Genomic DNA, 17,342 nt, shown 5'->3' with positions numbered 1-17,342 from the left:
CCCGCCACCCGCCGCCTATGAGTAGCGTTCACGCTGTCGCCCTTTCCGATGCCACGTCTCTCAAGGCGGACTACAAGGTGGCCAAGACCCCGCTGCTCGATCGCTTCAAGACCGCGACCAACGTCGACACGCTGATGCACGCGCTCGCGCGCATCACGGACGACGCGCTGCGCGGCGCGTGGGCCGCGTGCGAGCTGCCCGCGTCGCTGGCGCTGCTGGCCGTCGGCGGGTACGGGCGCGGCGAACTCGCACCCCACTCCGACATCGACATCCTGGTGCTGCTGCCGGACGAGCCCGTGGTGCATCTCGAAGCGCGCATCGAGCGCTTCATCGGGCTCGCGTGGGATCTGGGGCTGGAACTGGGCAGCAGCGTGCGCACGGTCTCGCAATGCATCGAAGAAGCGGCAAACGACGTCACCGTGCAGACTTCGCTGCTCGAAGCACGACGCATCGTCGGCAGCACGGCGCTGTTTGAGAGTTTTTCGCTGCGCTATCGCGATGCGCTCGATCCTCGCGCGTTCTTTCAGGCGAAAGTCCTGGAAATGCGCCAGCGTCACGCGAAATTCCAGGACACGCCTTACGCGCTCGAACCGAACGTCAAGGAAAGTCCGGGCGGCCTGCGCGACCTTCAGCTGATTCTGTGGATTACCCAGGCTGCCGGCTTCGGCAGCAGCTGGCGCGAACTGGATGCGCGCGGCCTGATCACCGACCGCGAAGCGCGCGAACTGCGCCGCAACGAGGGCTTTCTGAAAACGCTGCGCGCGCGTCTGCATGTGCTGGCGGGGCGTCGTCAGGACATTCTGGTGTTCGACCTGCAGAATCCGCTCGCCGAGAGCTTCGGCTTCAAGGCCACTTCTACGCGCCGCGCCAGCGAACAGCTGATGCGCCGTTACTACTGGGCCGCCAAAGCCGTCACGCAGCTGTCGACCATTCTGATTCAGAACATCGAAGCGCAGCTTTTTCCTAGCACAAGCGGTATTACGCGCGTTCTGTCCGATCGTTTCGTTGAGAAACAGGGCATGCTGGAAATCTCCAGCGACGACGTTTTCGAGCGCGAGCCGAACGCGATTCTAGAAGCCTTTCTGCTGTACGAAGAGACGCCCGGCGTCAAAGGCTTGTCGGCGCGCACGCTGCGCGCGCTGTACAACGCGCGCGACAAAATGGACCACCGCTGGCGGCGCGATCCGGAAAACCGGCGCCTCTTCATGGAAATCCTCAAGCAGCCGCAAGGCGTCACGCACGCGATGCGTCTGATGAACCAGACGAGCGTGCTGGGGCGTTATCTGCTGAACTTCCGCCGCATCGTCGGACAGATGCAGCACGATCTGTATCACGTCTATACCGTCGACCAGCACATTCTGATGGTGCTTCGGAACATGCGGCGCTTCGCAGTGGCCGAGCACGCGCACGAATACCCGTTCTGCAGCCAGCTGATCGTGAATTTCGAGCGGCCGTACGTGCTGTACGTAGCAGCGCTCTTTCACGACATCGCGAAGGGACGTGGCGGCGATCACTCCACGCTGGGCATGGCCGACGCGCGCCGCTTCTGCCGCGAGCACGACATTTCCGCCGACGACACGGCGCTGATCGTCTGGCTCGTCCAGCATCACCTGACGATGAGCCAGGTCGCGCAGAAGCAGGACACGAGCGACCCGGAAGTGATCAAGCGCTTCGCCGATCTGGTCGGCACCGAGCGGCGCCTGACGGCGCTGTATCTGCTGACGGTGGCCGACATTCGCGGCACCAGCCCGAAAGTCTGGAATACGTGGAAAGGCAAGCTGCTCGAAGACCTGTACCGCGCGACGCTTGCCGTGCTCGGCGGCGCCCGCCCGGACGCGCATTCGGAACTCAAGCAGCGTCAGGAAGAAGCACTCGCGCTGCTGCGGCTCGAAACGGTGCCCGAGAACGCGCACCGGGCGCTGTGGGACAAGCTCGACGTCGGCTACTTCCTGCGCCACGACGCCGCCGACATCGCCTGGCAAACGCGCGTGCTGCATCGCCACGTCGAGACCGAGACGCCGATCGTGCGCGCGCGACCCTCGCCCATCGGCGAGGCGCTGCAGGTGCTCGTCTACGTGAAGGACCGCCCCGATCTGTTCGCGGGCATCTGCGCATATTTCGACCGCAATTCGCTGTCCGTGCTCGATGCACGTGTGAGCACCACCCGACACGGCTATGCGCTCGACAACTTTCTCGTTGCGCATACCGAGCGGGACGTCCACTATCGCGACATCGCCAACCTCGTCGAACAGGAACTGGCGGAGCGTCTGAGGGCGGAAGGCACGCTGTTGCCGGACCCGTCCAAAGGCCGACTGTCGCGCCTGTCGCGCACGTTCCCCGTAACGCCGCGCGTCGACCTGCGGGCCGACGAGCGCGGCCAGTATTACATCCTGTCCGTGTCGGCCAACGACCGGCCGGGCCTTCTTTATTCGATCGCGCGCGTGCTGGCCGAGCACCGGGTCGGCGTCCATGCGGCGCGGATCAATACACTCGGCGAACGCGTCGAGGACGTGTTCCTACTCGATGGACACGGCCTCTCTGACAACCGACGACAAATCCAGGTCGAAACGGAGCTGCTGCGCGCGATCGCAGTGTGAGATTTCATGCGAGTCAAACTGACAGCCAAGCATCCGCGGCCGAGCTCGTCCGAGCGCACCCCTGTGCGCCCGGGCAGCACGAACGCACGCAAGCCGACGCGGCCTGCCGCCCCAGCCAAAGGCGCTTCTTCGACGGGGCCGCGCAGCGGCGCCGGTTCCACGGGCGCAGGCGCTGCGCGCCGAGGCGCGGCAGCTAGCGGGGAAACACCGAGGCGCGCTGCGAGCAAGACGGCGGGCGGCCCGGGCGAGCGGCGCGGACCATCGGCGGGTGCACGTGACGGCGCGTCGCCGCGTTCCGGCGACCGGCCCGCTCGCGCAGCGGGCGCGGGTTCGCGCGAACGGAGCGGTTCCGGTTCGTTCGAACGACGTCCGGCGGGCGACCGTCCGGCGCGAAAAGAAGGCGCTGCCGCGAGCGGCGGCTTCCGTCGTGACGCAGGCGATCGGACCGAGCGACGCACGCCGTCGGATCGTCCTTCACGTGGTGCCGCTTCGGCGGGCGCAGGGGATCGCGCTCCGCGCTTTTCCCGCGACGACGATACGCGCCGTGCGCCTCGCGCTCCGCGTGAAGGCGACGAACGCCGCAGTGCGCCGCGTTTCTCTCGTGACGACGATGCGCGCCGTGCTCCTCGCGCTCCGCGTGAGGGTGACGAACGGCGTAGTGCACCGCGCTTCTCTCGTGACGACGATGCGCGCCGTGCTCCTCGCGCTCCGCGCGAAGGCGACGAACGCCGCAGTGCGCCGCGTTTCTCTCGTGACGACGATGCGCGCCGTGCTCCTCGCGCTCCGCGTGAGGGTGACGAACGGCGTAGTGCACCGCGCTTCTCTCGTGACGACGACGCGCGCCGTGCTCCTCGCGCTCCGCGTGAAGGCGACGAACGCCGCAGTGCACCGCGCTTCTCCCGCGACGGCGATGCACGCCCCGCCCCACGCACCCCGCGTGACGGTGACGAACGCCGTAGTGCACCGCGCTTCTCCCGCGACGGCGATGCACGTCCGGCTCCCCGCGCCCCGCGTGACGGCGACGAGCGCCGCAGCGCACCGCGCTTCTCCCGCGACGGCGATGCACGTCCCGCGCCACGCACCCCGCGTGACGGTGAAGAACGCCGTAGTGCGCCACGCGCACCGCGCACCGCAGACGGCGCGCCGCGCCGTAGCCGCAGCGACGACACGGAAGCCCGCACCGAACGCACCTACGCAAAGCCCGTCAAGAGCGCCTATGCGAACCGCACCGACGACGCACCGCCCAAGGCAGCGCCGCGCGCAGCGAAGGCAAAACGCGACCCGCGCTCGCTCGACGACAGCTTCGACCGCCCACCCCAGTTCGACCGCGCTGCCCCGAAACCGGCGCGCAAGGCTCGCCCGGAGGCCGCCCCGCGCCATCGCGACGAGGGCGAATTCAACGACGCCCCCGGCAATCTGCGCCTGTCGAAGCTGATGTCCGAGCTAGGCCTGTGCTCGCGCCGCGAAGCAGACGAATGGATCGAAAAAGGCTGGGTGACCGTCGACGGCGTCGTCATCGATACGCTCGGCACGAAGGTTCGCCCCGATGCCGATATCCAGATCGATCCCGCCGCGCAGGCCATGCAGATGAAGCTGGTGACGATCCTCGTGCACAAGCCGGTCGGCTTCGTATCGGGCCAGGCGGAAGACGGCTACGAGCCGGCCGTCACGCTCGTCAAACCCGAGAATCATTGGGACGGCGACCACACGGACATCCGCTTCTCGGTTGCGCATCTGCGTCAGCTGGCGCCAGCGGGTCGCCTCGATATCGATTCGACGGGGCTGCTGGTGCTCACGCAGGACGGTCGCGTCGCGAAGCAGCTGATCGGCGGCCATTCGGAAATCGACAAGGAATATCTGGTGCGCGTCGCGTACGGCGACGTGGAAACGGACGTCGAGAACCATTTCCCACCGGAAAGTCTCGCGCAACTGCGCCACGGCCTCGAACTCGACGGCGTGCCGCTCAAACCCGCGATGGTCAGCTGGCAGAACGGCGAGCAACTGCGCTTCGTGCTGCGCGAAGGCAAGAAGCGCCAGATTCGCCGCATGTGCGAACTGGTCGGACTGCACGTCGTGGGCCTCAAGCGCGTGCGGATGGGTCACGTCATGCTCGGCGCATTGCCGCCCGGACAGTGGCGCTATCTCGGTCCGGACGAGTCGTTCTGAGATCGGACGTCAGTCCATCGACGCCTCTCGACATGAAAAAAGCCCGCTAGCGCGGGCTTTTTCTTTTTCAGCGTCCGAAACTCAATCGTCCGATTTCGGATCGAGGTCAGGAAACAGCACCTCGGTAAAGCCGAACTTGGAAAAATCCGTGATCCGCATCGGATACAGCTTGCCGATCAGGTGATCGCACTCGTGCTGGACGACGCGCGCATGGAAGCCCTCGGCGACGCGATCGATCGGTTTGCCGAACTGATCGAAGCCGTGATAGCGGATCATCGAAAGACGGCTCACCGCGCCGCGCAAGCCCGGCACCGACAAGCAGCCTTCCCAGCCCTCTTCCGTATCCAGCGAAACGGGCGTGATGGTCGGATTGATCAGCACTGTTTCCGGCACGGAAGGCGCGTCGGGATAACGCTCGTTATGGCCGAAACCGAAGATGACGACCTGAAGATCGACGCCGATCTGCGGCGCGGCGAGCCCGGCGCCATTGGCGTCATGCATCGTCTCGAACATGTCCCGGACGAGTTCGTGCAGTTCGGGCGTGTCGAAATGATCGACCGGCTTGGCGATGCGCAGCAGGCGCGGATCGCCCATCTTGAGGATTTCGTGAATCATGTTGTCTGCCCCTCCAGGAGCTTACGCATACCATCTTCGTCGAGCACGGGGATGCCGAGTTCCTCGGCCTTTGCGAGCTTGCTGCCCGCTTCGGCACCCGCCACCACGTAATCGGTCTTCTTCGACACCGAACCGGCCACCTTCGCGCCGGCCGCCTCCAGCAACTCCTTCGCTTCGTCGCGACCCATGTTGGGCAGCGTGCCCGTCAGCACGACCGTCTTGCCCGCCAGCACGCCCTGTGGCGCCTTCGGCGCGGGCGGCCCTTCCGTCCATGTCACCTTGCCGGGCGCACGCAACTGCTCGATGACCGTTCGGTTGTGCTCCTCGGCAAAGAACTGATGGATCGCCTCGGCGACGATGGGACCGACATCGTTCACTTCGAGCAGCTCTTCGACCGACGCGTCCATGATCGGCGTGAGCGAGCCGAAGTGCTTTGCGAGATCCTTCGCGGTCGATTCGCCGACATGCCGGATGCCGAGCGCGTAGATGAAGCGCGCAAGCGTGGTGTGCTTGGCCTTTTCGAGCGAGTCGATGAGGTTCTGCGCGGACTTCTCCGCGAAACGGTCGAGTTCGGCGAGTGTCGCAAAGCCCAGGTTGAAGAGATCCGCTGGAGTTCGCACCAGATTCAGTTCAACGAGTTGATCGATGATCTTTTCGCCCAAGCCGTCGATATCCAGAGCGCGGCGCTGCGCGAAGTGCCACAGCGCCTGCTTGCGCTGCGCCGGACAGAACAGGCCGCCCGAGCAGCGCGCGATCGCTTCGTCCGGCAGACGTTCGATTGCGGAACCGCATACGGGGCATTGCGTCGGCATCACGAACTCGTGCGCGCCGGCCGGACGCCGGTCGAGCAGCGCGCCGACCACCTCGGGAATCACGTCGCCGGCACGCCGCACGATCACGGTGTCGCCGATGCGGATGTCCTTGCGACGCACTTCGTCCTCGTTATGCAGCGTCGCGTTCGTCACGGTGGCGCCGCCGACGAACACGGGCTCGAGCCGCGCGACGGGCGTGATCGCGCCCGTGCGTCCAACCTGCACGTCGATGGCGAGGAGCTTCGTCAACGCTTCCTGCGCCGGGAACTTGTGCGCGAGCGCAAAGCGCGGCGCGCGTGACACGAAGCCCAGCGCATCCTGCTGGTCGCGGCGGTTCACTTTATAGACGACGCCGTCGATGTCATAAGGCAGCTTGTCGCGCTTCTCGCCCACCTTACGGAAGAAGCCAAGCAGCCCCTCGGCGCCCTGCACGACGGCGCGCTCGCTGTTCACGGGCAAACCCATCTCGTGATACCAGTCGAGCAGCTCGCTGTGCGTGGCCGGCATCTCGATGCCGTCGAGCACGCCGATCCCGTACGCGAAGAACGACAACGGCCGCTGCGCGGTGATCCTCGAATCGAGTTGCCGCAAGCTGCCCGCCGCCGCGTTGCGCGGGTTCGCGAACTCGCGCTGCTCCGCGTCGCGCTGACGCTGGTTCAGCTTGTCGAAATCGCGCTTGAACATCAGCACTTCGCCGCGCACGTCGAGCAGCTTCGGCACGCGCTTGCCCTTGAGCTTTAGAGGTATCGAGCGGATGGTGCGCACGTTCTCCGTCACGTCCTCGCCCGTCGCGCCGTCGCCACGCGTTGAGGCCTGCGTGAACTGGCCGTCCACATAGCGCAGCGAGATGGCCAGGCCGTCGAACTTCAGTTCACACGCGAAGTCGACGCTCGCCTCGTGCAGCGCGTCCGACACCCGCTTGTCGAAAGCAGCGATGTCTTCGTCCGAAAAACCGTTGTTCAGCGACAGCATCGGCATATCGTGCACGACGGGCTGAAAGCCGCTCGCCACTTCGCCGCCGACCCGCTGCGTGGGCGAATCCGGCGTGATCAGATCCGGATGCTCGCTTTCGACCTGCTGCAATTCCTTGAACAGCTTGTCGTATTCCGCGTCGGGCAAGTCCGGCTGGTCGAGCACGTAGTACGCGTGGTTCGCACGCTCGAGTTCGGCGCGCAGCCACAACGCGCGCTCGGCGGGGGCGCCGGTTGCTGGATCAGGGACGTTGGTTCGGGCCATGCTGTCGGCGTTTCGGGGATGGTAACGGGATGTCAGATTATCTCAGGAAGCGCTTTCTGTCGCATCGACCGGATGGCCAGTTTCGTGCGCATGCAAACTCAGGCAGTAGGTATTCCTACAAAGCCTGGCCGATCGGCCAGTTCGCGCGCAAACCGTTGACAGTGCGCGGCTCGCAATGCGACCTTGTCGCCTGCCGTTCATCGCGTGCTTCCTTCCACATCGGCACGCATCGACTGGGAGACCCTATCGCCATGTCCGCTATCGTCGTCCGTTTCGTCCGTTGCATGCTCGTGCTTCTGGGAGCACTCGCCGTTTTCAATGCGCGAGGCGCGATGGCGAGCGAACAGGTGATCAGCGTGCCGCTCGCGCAGGGCGCTTCGATCTCCTATCTGCTCACGCAGCAGGACGGCAGCGAGCCGCATTGGGTGCTCGTGATGTTTCCGGGTAGCGCGGGCGATCTCGAACTCTCGCAACAGCCCGACGGCACGATCCGCATGCGCGAGAAGAACAACTTCCTGGTTCGCTCACGTCAGTTATTCGTGGACGCGCAATTTGCGACGGCAATCGTCGATGCCCCGTCCGACGAATCCGGCCGCTACTCCGACGCGTTCCGCGCGTCGCCGCGCTCCGCGCAGGATCTTGCCCAGGTCGCGGCCAGTCTGCGCAGCCGCTTCCCACACGCAAAGCTCGTGTTGATCGGCACCAGCCGGGGCACGATCTCGACAGCGTATGTGGGCCGTGCGTTGCCCGACGTGTGGGACGCCGTCGTCCACACGTCGACGCTCAGCAGTCCCGCGCGCGGCCAGGCCACGCCGTTGATCGGCTTCGATTACGGCACGATTCGCCCGCGCCAGCTATTCGTGCAGCACGCTGACGACGGCTGTTTCCTCTGCTCGTACGAGGCGCTAAGACGCATCGCGGAGAACGGCCAGTACGCGCTGATCACCGTGCATGGCGGCGACGTGCGCAGCAAGCCCTGCGAGGCGTTGTCGCATCACGGGTTCTATGGAAGGGACGAGGTGGTGGTCGCCGCGATCAAGGCGTGGATCAGCGGTCAGCCGTGGCAGGACGACGTGGGATGAAGCCGTTCGCATGGTGCGTTGTGCACGGCAACCACGCGAATCGTCAAGCCAAAATGAAAACCGCCTGAAGCAACGGTGTGCCTCAGGCGGTTTATCCGATTGGGTTTATCCGATTGGGTTTATCCGATTGTTCGTCCGGCTACGACGACGCTTCGTCGCGCAACTGGTGTCGTGCGCTTACTGACTGAACAGTCGCCGCGTCGCAGGTGAGCCAGCCGGAATGCCCGCCTGTTCGAGCTTGGCGTAAAGCGTCATCAACTGCTGCTCGATCGCGAGCAGCGCGCTTTCCGGCAGCGGCCGGCGGCCATCGTCGACCACCCGCCCGCCGATGCGCTCGGCCAGCGACTTCGCGTAATCGCACATCAGGCGGAACGGCAGAATGTCTTCGTCAGCGACGGGCACGTCGAGCACCAGCGTGATCATCTGACCGCCCTTGTAGGTCAGATCGTCGCGCAGGAAGTTGGTGTCGCCGAACTGCAGCATGAATACGGGGCTTTGCTTCACGTCGAGCTTGACGAAGCGCGTGCCGTCGCGCGACAGCAGCAGCCCGTCTTGCGACGCGACGGCCTGCACGTAGTTCGCCGACCAGGGCGCGCCATCGGACAGCACGTTGATCGACAGTTGCGCGTCGCATTGCGCCGCAAAGCCGTCGAGTTCACGCGCCATCGACACCGTTTCCATCATGTCCGGAAACTCCGGCGATGCGTCGAGCGCGTCGGCGAATTGCTGGACACCCGTGACGAACTCGGAGAATTCCAGTTCGTTGAGCGGACCGCTGCGGTTTGCAAGCTGCGCGGCCGCGCGCAGGTCTTCGTAGCGCACGCCGTTTTGCAGCAGCTCCCACGCGCCGCCGCCTTCCGGCTTGCCTTCGATATGCACCGGCTTGCTGCCCGCACGGCGCAGACGCTGCGCAAGCGGCAACACCTTGTCGCCGGCAACCGGCGACGACAGTTTGATCGGCACGATGCAGTCGATCCGGCGATCGACGATGGCCGGCGGCGCCGACGAGATCGTCGTGGCGGCAGGCAGAATCGGCTCGTTGCGCTCGTCGTCGGCAGGCACGTCGGCTGCCGGCTGCGCGGTCTCTTCATCTTCAGGGAAACCGTTCGGCGACGTGTTCTCAGCCTGGATATCCGCCGGCGTGTCGAGCGGCGCGGCGCCGCCGAAAGTCGGCTCCACGCGCGCGGCTTCGGCCTGCTCGCCCGCCGCGGATTCGCGCCGCGTCGTCGGGCGCGCCGGCTCGATGAACGGGCTTTGCTCCATCTGATCGTCCCGGACGAGCGGGTCCGCCGCATCGGCGGGCATCGGCCGCGGCATCCTGCGGCGCACCTTCGCGCTCTGCCACGCGTTGTAGACCACCACTCCCCCGACCACCACGGCGCCCGCGCCAATCAACCCGAGTGTCAACTCGTCCATGCACGCTCCATCTGCAATTCTTTTCGTCGTTGCGCACGGCGCCGGGTTCGCGCGGCTGGCGTGTGTCACCGGGGTGGCACATGCCGCCGCTGCGGGCGCAGACGCGCAGCGAATTCAATTCTGTTTCGGCAACACCCGCGCACCGCCGAAGCGACGCGCGGGTGGACGTTTAAACGATATTCTGGACAAATCCCGCAGCCGTTTCCATGTCGACGGCCACGATCCGCGATACACCCTGCTCCTGCATCGTCACCCCGATCAGCTGCTGCGCCATTTCCATCGCGATCTTGTTGTGGGAAATGAACAGGAACTGCGTCTTCTCCGACATCGCACGCACGAGGTTCGCGAAACGTTCGGTGTTCGCGTCGTCGAGCGGCGCGTCCACTTCGTCGAGCAGACAGAACGGCGCCGGATTCAACTGGAACATCGCGAACACGAGGGCCGTCGCCGTCAGCGCTTTCTCGCCGCCCGACAGCAGGTGAATCGTCGAGTTCTTCTTGCCCGGCGGCTGCGCCATCACCTGCACCCCGGCGTCGAGAATCTCGTCGCCCGTCATGATGAGCTTCGCCTGACCGCCGCCGAAGAGACGCGGGAACAGCTCGCCGAAATGATGATTCACCTGGTCGAACGTGCCTTGCAGCAGCGTGCGCGTTTCCTGGTCGATCTTGCGGATCGCATCTTCGAGCGTTTCGATTGCGTTGGTCAGGTCGGCCGATTGCGCATCGAGGAAGGTCTTGCGTTCCGACGCCGCCTTCAGCTCGTCGAGCGCGGCCATGTTGACGGGGCCGAGCGCGGTGATCGCGTTGTTGATGCGCGTGACCTCGCCCTGCAGATACGACGGCTTCATGTCCGGCGTGAGCTTCGCCTGCAGGTCGGCCTCGTCGACGCCCGCCGCCGTCAGTTGCTCGATGAACTGTTCGGCATTCAGGCGTGCCGCCTGTTCCTTCAACTGCAACTCGGTGATGCGGTCGCGCAGCGGCTGCAAAGCGCGCTCGGTAGTCAGACGCAATTCGTCCGACGCACGCAGCTTCGCGGTCAGGTCGTCGAGTTCGAGACGTGCCGCGTGCAGCGCCTCTTCCTTCGCGCGACGGATTTCAAGCGCGTCGTGCAAGCCCGTGTGCGCCGTCTGCTCGTTGATCGTTTCGAGTTCGGCACGCGCGTCTTCGAGCGAGCCGGCGACGCGCTCGCTCTGCTCGTGCGCGACCTGAATGCTGCGCTTCAACTCGTCGATGCGGTTCGCCGAGTTGCGCGCGGCAAAGCGTGCATCGGTGGCGGCGCGGTCGAGCTCGCGTGCTTCATTACGCGCGTTGGCGAGTTCTTCATCGAGCGATTCGAACGCGAGCTGGTTGTCCTCGAAACGTGCCTGCAGTTCAGCGAGTTCGCCGTCGTGGCGCTCGAAGTTCGCTTCCGATTCGGCACGCAGCGCGCGCTGCTCGTCGATCTGCGCGGTGATCTCTTCGAGTTCCTGGCTGATCTGCGTGCTGCGCTGCGTGTAGCGCTCGTGCGCCTGCGTGAGCTTGAGCACGTCCATCTGCAGCGCGTGCACGCGCTGGGTCGCGCGCTCTGCCTGTTGACGCACTTCCGTCAATGCAGTCGATGCCTGCGTGTGCGCGGCTTCCGCACGAATCGCGGCCGCCTTCGCCTCTTCGGCGAGCAGCGCCTGCGCGCGCACCTGGCGCGTCAGGTTTTCGATTTCCTGCTGACGCGCGAGCATGCCCGCCTGCTCGGAATCGGCTGCATACAGTTGCACGCCGACGCGCGTCACCACGTGCCCGGCCTTCACGACGAAGGCGCCGCCTTCGGGCAATTGCCCGCGCATCGACAGCGCCTGAGGCAGATCGTCGGCGACGAAGGCATTGCCGAGCCAGTCATTGAGCACGGCGCGGATGCCGGCGTCGTCGATGCGCACCAGCGACAGCAACGGCCGCAGCGACGGCGGCGCAGCCACCGGCTGACCGGCCGCGGGCGGCGCGTAGAACGCGAGCTTGGCGGGCGGGGCGTCGCTGACGAAGTGCTTCACCCAGTCGAGGTTCGACACTTCGACCGCGGCAAGACGCTCGCGCAGCACGGATTCGAGCGCGGTCTCCCAACCGGCTTCGACATGCAGCTTCTTCCACAGACGCGGCAGCGCGCCCAGCTCGTGCTTGTCGAGCCAAGGCTGGACCTTGCCTTCCGTCTGCACGTTTTCCTGCAGCTGGCGCAGCGCGGAAAGACGCGCTTCGAGCTGATGGATCTGCGCGCTTTCCGCCTGTACGCGTTCCTGCGCGGCGCGGCGCTCGCCGTCGAGACGCGGCTGCGCGTCCTGCGCATCGGCGAGACGGGCTTGCGCTTCGCTGAGAATCTCTTCGTGCTCGGCGAGCTGCATGCGCAATTCTTCGAGCTGCGCCTCGTCGGGCGCGTCGAGCCCGCCCGCTTCCGTCTTCAGACGTTCCTGGCGCTGCTGCAGCTGCTGCAACTGCTGGTCGGCGTTACGCTGGTGCGCGGCTTCGAGCTTCAGCGCCTGCTCGGTCTGCGCGATGCCAGCGCGCTCCTCGTTCAGTTGCGACTGCGCATCGCGCCAGCGCGCTTCGAGCGCAGGCATCGCGTCGTGCTTCGCGGCCGCCGTCTCTTCGGCGATCACTGCCTTCTCTTCGCCTTCGCCCAGCTGGATTTCGGCGTCTTCGAGATCGTCCTGGGCCTTTTGCGCCTGCGCGAGCCACTGCTCGCGTTGCGCCGTCAGCGCGGCGATCTGCGCCTGCACGCGGTTACGCGATTCGACGATGAACTTGATTTCGGCTTCGAGGCGGCTCACCTCGGCGTTCGCTTCGTACAGCGCGCCTTGTGCGCCCTGCATCGCGTCGCTGGCCGAATAATGCGCGACGCGCAGCGTTTCGAGTTGCGCTTCGACTTCGCGCAGCTTCGCCGTGTGCGCTTCGAGATCGATCTGCGCCTGTTCGATGGCGCGCTTCTGCTTCTCCTGCTCGGTGCCCGCTTCGTTCTTGCGCAGCAGCCACAGCAAGCGCTGTTTCTCTTCGCCTTCGGCCTGCAGATCCTTGTACTTCGTCGCGACGACGGCCTGCGCTTCGAGCTTCTCCAGATTCGCCGTCAACTCGCGGACGATATCCTCGACGCGCGTCAGATTCTCGCGCGTGTCGTGCAGACGGTTCTCGGTTTCGCGGCGGCGTTCCTTGTACTTCGACACGCCCGCGGCTTCTTCGAGGAACACGCGCAGTTCTTCGGGCTTCGCCTCGATGATCCGCGCGATCATGCCCTGTCCGATGATCGCGTACGCGCGCGGGCCGAGGCCCGTGCCGAGGAAGATGTCCTGGATGTCGCGGCGGCGCGCGGGGAGATTGTTGATGTAGTAGCTCGACGTGCCGTCGCGCGTCAGCACGCGCTTGACGGCAATTTCGGCATACTGGCCCCACTGGCCGGCGGCGCGGCCGTCGGCGTTGTCGAACACGAGTTCGACACTGGCGCGGCTACCCGGCTTGCGTGCTGTCGAGCCGTTGAAGATCACGTCCTGCATCGATTCGCCGCGCAGCTCCGAGGCGCGCGATTCGCCGAGCACCCAGCGCACGGCATCGATGATGTTGGACTTGCCGCAACCATTGGGACCGACCACGCCGACGAGCTGGCCCGGAACCTGGAAATGCGTGGGATCGACGAATGACTTGAAGCCAGCGAGTTTGATCGAGGTCAGACGCACGGCGATTTCGCTGTTTGAGAAATAATTTATGGAAACGGAACGCGCGAGTTCATGTGCGGACCGCCGCCGGGTTCACACCCCGACTGACGGCACGACGGAGCGCGAGCCCGCTGCGATTCCGGCGCCGCGGTGCGCCCTACGCTGCACCGCTGGCCAATGAGGGGCAATCATACCATCGCGCGTGGGCGATTCTTACCGTTGCCGTCAGCGTTTCCATCCTTGCCGGCGTCCGCCTTCTCTGCCGGCTTCGCCCGATGCACCCAGCTCGACAGCGCCGACGCCAGCACGATACACGCGCCGCCAGCCCATTCGCGCGGACCGGGCACTTCGCCCGCGAACAGCCACGCGGTGAGCGCCGTAATGACGATCTCGAACAGCATGATGATCGACGCGCGGTTGGCCGGCACGCGCGCGAGTCCGTATTGCACGAGCATGTTGTTCGTGGCCAGCACGAAGCCGATGGCGAGCACGAGGAACACCGCCATGCCGATATGCGTGTCCGTCGGCGGCGCCGGCATCGCTTCGAAAAACGACGCGCAACCGCCGAAAATCGCCGCGCCGCCGAAGATCACGGCCGTGCGCATCTCCGCCTTCATGCCGGGCAGTTCGCGGCTCGTCTTGAGGATCAGCACGTTGCTCATCGCGAAGGCCATCCCCGCTGCGAGCCCCGCCCATTCGGCGAGACTTCCCGGCACGGGAATGCCGAGCTGCGGCGACCACAGCATCATCATCGCGCCGGCCAGCGACAGCGCCGCGAGCGCCGCACCCGCCCACGTCAGCCGCTCGTGCAGGATGAAATGCGCGAATAGCGCCGTCCAGGCGGGCGTCAGATAGAACAGCAGCAGCACGCGCATGACCTGGCCGTGGATCGCCCCCCACACGAAGCCGAGGTTGGTAATGCCCGCGAACAGCGCGAGCGCAGGCAGCAGCCAGTGCCAGCGCACCGTTTTGATCGCGCTGCGCCGCACGAGCAGCACGAACAGGCACCCTGCGCCGCTCGTCAACGCGCTCGCCGCCGTGCCCGTCACGCCGAGCGCGTGGAGCATGCGCAGCGGATACCAGACCATCCCCCAAACCGACGCGCCCAGCATGATCGCGAGCGTCGGCCAGGCTGTGCCCAAGGTGTTGCGAAGCGGGAGATTCATCGCGCGATGCTCCCGACGATGTCCCGCGTGTATTGTTTGACCGCCTTGCCTAGCATGTTGCCGTTGTTGCCCTCGTTGCCCTGCTCATTGCCGGCGACGGCGGCGCGTGATCGCTGCCAGCCGTTGCCGCTGAATTCTTTACCGTTGCATCCGGTGACTGCCCGCATTCTGTCTCCACTGTCTTCTTTTTGCCGGGCGCATCGCGTCTGGCGCGCCCATTGTCTTTGCGTCGCCGCAAAGCCTTGTCCAGATGGACGATGCGCCCTGCCGCGGCCCGCCGACACGCTATAATCGATCGCTCGTCGCCGGTGCCGCGCAGCCGCGTCGATGCCATCGCATCTTGTGCCTGTGCATCCTGGCCGCCGCGCGCCGCTTTCGTCTGTGTCAGCCTGTGCCAGTCCGACAGTCCGTCCTGCAACACGCCGAACCTACGCCGAACCGCCAAGTGAATCCGCTACTCGACTCCCTTCAGCCTTATCCCTTCGAAAAGCTGCATCTGCTCTTCAAGGACGTCACGCCGCCCGCCAGCCTTGCGCACATCAGCTTCGGGATCGGCGAGCCGAAGCATCCGACGCCCGAGCTGATCAAAAAGGCCGTGATCGATTCGCTCGGCGGTCTGGCAGCGTATCCGCTCACGCTCGGCACCCCGGCGCTGCGCGAGACGATCGCAAAGTGGGTCACGCAGCGCTACAACTTGCCGCCCGTCGACCCCGTCACTCAGGTGCTGCCTGTGTCCGGCTCGCGCGAAGCGCTGTTCGCGCTGGCGCAAACGGTGATCGACCCGAAGAAAAACGCGCAGGGCGAGCCTGCGATCGTACTCTGTCCGAACCCGTTCTATCAAATCTACGAAGGCGCGGCGCTGCTGGCGGGCGCGCAGCCGTACTTCGCCAACAGCGACCCGAAGCGCAACTTCGGGTGCGACTACTCGGCCATTCCCGACGACGTCTGGGCACGCACCCAGCTGCTCTACGTCTGCTCGCCGGGCAATCCGACGGGCGCCGTGCTGACGCTCGACGACTGGCGCGAACTGTTCGAACTGTCGGACCGTCACGGCTTCGTGATCGCGTCGGACGAATGCTACTCGGAGATCTATTTCGACGAGTCGCGTCCGCCGCTCGGCGGGCTCGAAGCGGCGCACAAGCTCGGCCGCGGTTTCGAGCGGCTCGTGATGCTGTCGAGCCTGTCCAAGCGCTCGAACGTGCCGGGCATGCGCTCGGGCTTCGTCGCGGGCGACGCGTCGATCCTCAAGCAGTTCCTGCTATACCGCACCTATCACGGCGCGGCCCTGTCGACGGTCTACCAGTCGGCGAGCATTGCTGCCTGGAGCGACGAGGCGCATGTGCGCGAAAACCGCGCGATGTACGTACAGAAGTTCTCGACCGTCACGCCGATGCTCGCCGGGGTGCTCGACGTCAAGCTGCCCGACGCCGCGTTCTACCTGTGGGCGAACGTCGCGCGCACGGGCCTGTCGGACGACGAGTTCGCCCGCCGCCTGTACGCCGACTATAATGTGACGGTTCTGCCCGGCTCGTTTCTCGCGCGCACCGCGCACGACACGAACCCCGGCCGCGATTTCGTCCGCCTCGCGCTGGTCGCCGGCGTCGACGAATGCACGGAGGGCGCGCGGCGCATCGTCGAGTTCTGCCGCGCCTTGAAGGCTTGACGCCAGCAGGATCACACGCCGCATGGAGCGCCGCCGCTGCGCTCCGCCCTCACCCGCTTTCCGATTTCAACCTTCTCGAAAGAGCACCACGAACATGTCGCAACAACTTCAGCAGATCATCGATACCGCCTGGGACAACCGCGCCGACCTGTCGCCGAAGGCCGCGCCCGCCGACGTGCGCGAAGCCGTCGCACATGCCATCGAGCAACTGGACAAGGGCGCGCTTCGCGTCGCCGAAAAGAAGGACGGCGACTGGGTCGTCAACCAGTGGCTGAAGAAGGCCGTGCTGCTGTCGTTCCGCCTCGAAGACAACGCGCCGATGCCGGCTGGCGGCTACTCGCAGTTCTACGACAAGGTGCCGTCCAAGTTCGCCAACTACACGGCTGAAGACTTTGCCGCAGGCGGCTTCCGCGTCGTGCCGCCCGCTATCGCGCGCCGTGGCTCGTACATCGCGAAGAACGTCGTGCTGATGCCGTCGTACACCAACATCGGCGCGTATGTCGACGAAGGCACGATGGTCGATACGTGGGCCACCGTCGGCTCGTGCGCGCAGATCGGCAAGAACGTGCACCTGTCGGGCGGCGTGGGCATCGGCGGCGTGCTGGAGCCGCTGCAGGCCAACCCCGTCATCATCGAAGACAACTGCTTCATCGGCGCGCGCTCGGAAGTCGTCGAAGGCGTGATCGTCGAAGAGAACTCGGTCATTTCGATGGGCGTGTACCTCGGCCAGAGCACCAAGATTTACGACCGCGAAACGGGCGAAGTCACGTATGGCCGCATTCCGGCGGGCTCGGTGGTGGTGGCGGGCAACCTGCCGTCGAAGGACGGCTCGCACAGCCTGTACTGCGCGGTGATCGTCAAGAAGGTCGACGCCAAGACGCGCGCAAAGGTCGGCCTGAACGAACTGCTGCGAGGCGACTGA

11 protein-coding genes are annotated in these 17,342 nt (G+C 65.6%); 5 read left to right on the top strand and 6 right to left on the bottom strand.

Annotated features, from left to right (window positions below; translation table 11 throughout):
* Positions 1-17 precede the first annotated feature (17 nt).
* Both PPGU16_RS06510 and PPGU16_RS06505 read left to right on the top strand, forming a co-directional pair.
* Positions 18-2,597 (top strand): [protein-PII] uridylyltransferase, encoded by a 2,580-nt coding sequence (locus PPGU16_RS06510; protein ID WP_180722189.1) that lies wholly within the window; start codon positions 18-20, stop codon positions 2,595-2,597.
* Positions 2,598-2,603: 6 nt separating this feature from the next.
* On the top strand, positions 2,604-4,763 hold the full coding sequence (locus tag PPGU16_RS06505) for a pseudouridine synthase (protein WP_180722188.1): 2,160 nt from the start codon (positions 2,604-2,606) through the stop codon (positions 4,761-4,763).
* An 81-nt stretch (positions 4,764-4,844) separates the two neighbouring features.
* Here PPGU16_RS06505 and def read toward each other — a convergent pair whose 3' ends face one another.
* Both def and ligA read right to left on the bottom strand, forming a co-directional pair.
* A complete protein-coding gene (def, locus tag PPGU16_RS06500; protein WP_007580570.1) occupies positions 4,845-5,378 on the bottom strand; it encodes a peptide deformylase in 534 nt (177 codons plus the stop codon).
* Positions 5,375-7,426 (bottom strand): NAD-dependent DNA ligase LigA, encoded by a 2,052-nt coding sequence (gene ligA / locus PPGU16_RS06495; RefSeq protein WP_180722187.1) that lies wholly within the window; start codon positions 7,424-7,426, stop codon positions 5,375-5,377. Before ligA ends, def begins: the two co-directional genes overlap by 4 nt.
* Before the next feature lie 251 nt (positions 7,427-7,677).
* On the opposite strand from ligA, the gene PPGU16_RS06490 reads away from it, so the two are divergent.
* The gene (locus tag PPGU16_RS06490; protein WP_180722186.1) at positions 7,678-8,508 is read left to right on the top strand and encodes an alpha/beta fold hydrolase; all 831 of its coding nucleotides are present in this window, start codon (positions 7,678-7,680) and stop codon (positions 8,506-8,508) included.
* A gap of 177 nt (positions 8,509-8,685) precedes the next feature.
* Here PPGU16_RS06490 and PPGU16_RS06485 read toward each other — a convergent pair whose 3' ends face one another.
* From PPGU16_RS06485 to PPGU16_RS06470, 4 genes are all read right to left on the bottom strand, one after another.
* Positions 8,686-9,924: a cell division protein ZipA C-terminal FtsZ-binding domain-containing protein gene (locus PPGU16_RS06485; protein ID WP_180722185.1), complete on the bottom strand. Its 1,239-nt coding sequence runs from the start codon at positions 9,922-9,924 to the stop codon at positions 8,686-8,688.
* 169 nt (positions 9,925-10,093) lie between these two features.
* Positions 10,094-13,612, bottom strand: a complete 3,519-nt coding sequence (gene smc / locus PPGU16_RS06480; RefSeq protein ID WP_180722184.1) for a chromosome segregation protein SMC — start codon at positions 13,610-13,612, stop codon at positions 10,094-10,096.
* Between the two features lie 167 nt (positions 13,613-13,779).
* Complete coding sequence (locus PPGU16_RS06475) at positions 13,780-14,757, bottom strand: DMT family transporter (RefSeq protein WP_180722183.1); 978 nt, start codon at positions 14,755-14,757, stop codon at positions 13,780-13,782.
* The gene (locus PPGU16_RS06470; protein WP_180722182.1) at positions 14,754-14,924 is read right to left on the bottom strand and encodes a hypothetical protein; all 171 of its coding nucleotides are present in this window, start codon (positions 14,922-14,924) and stop codon (positions 14,754-14,756) included. The genes PPGU16_RS06475 and PPGU16_RS06470 overlap by 4 nt, the downstream gene beginning before the upstream one ends.
* A 278-nt stretch (positions 14,925-15,202) precedes the next feature.
* Here PPGU16_RS06470 and dapC point away from each other — a divergent pair, with 278 nt between their 5' ends.
* Both dapC and dapD read left to right on the top strand, forming a co-directional pair.
* Complete coding sequence (gene dapC / locus PPGU16_RS06465) at positions 15,203-16,420, top strand: succinyldiaminopimelate transaminase (protein WP_180722181.1); 1,218 nt, start codon at positions 15,203-15,205, stop codon at positions 16,418-16,420.
* A gap of 94 nt (positions 16,421-16,514) precedes the next feature.
* The gene (gene dapD, locus PPGU16_RS06460) at positions 16,515-17,342 is read left to right on the top strand and encodes a 2,3,4,5-tetrahydropyridine-2,6-dicarboxylate N-succinyltransferase (RefSeq protein WP_035990804.1); all 828 of its coding nucleotides are present in this window, start codon (positions 16,515-16,517) and stop codon (positions 17,340-17,342) included.

This window comes from Paraburkholderia largidicola (assembly GCF_013426895.1).
GTDB classification, from domain to species: Bacteria; Pseudomonadota; Gammaproteobacteria; order Burkholderiales; family Burkholderiaceae; genus Paraburkholderia; species Paraburkholderia largidicola.
The sequence above is the reverse complement of the archived record's forward strand: the minus strand, read 5'-3'. Positions and strand labels throughout refer to the sequence as shown.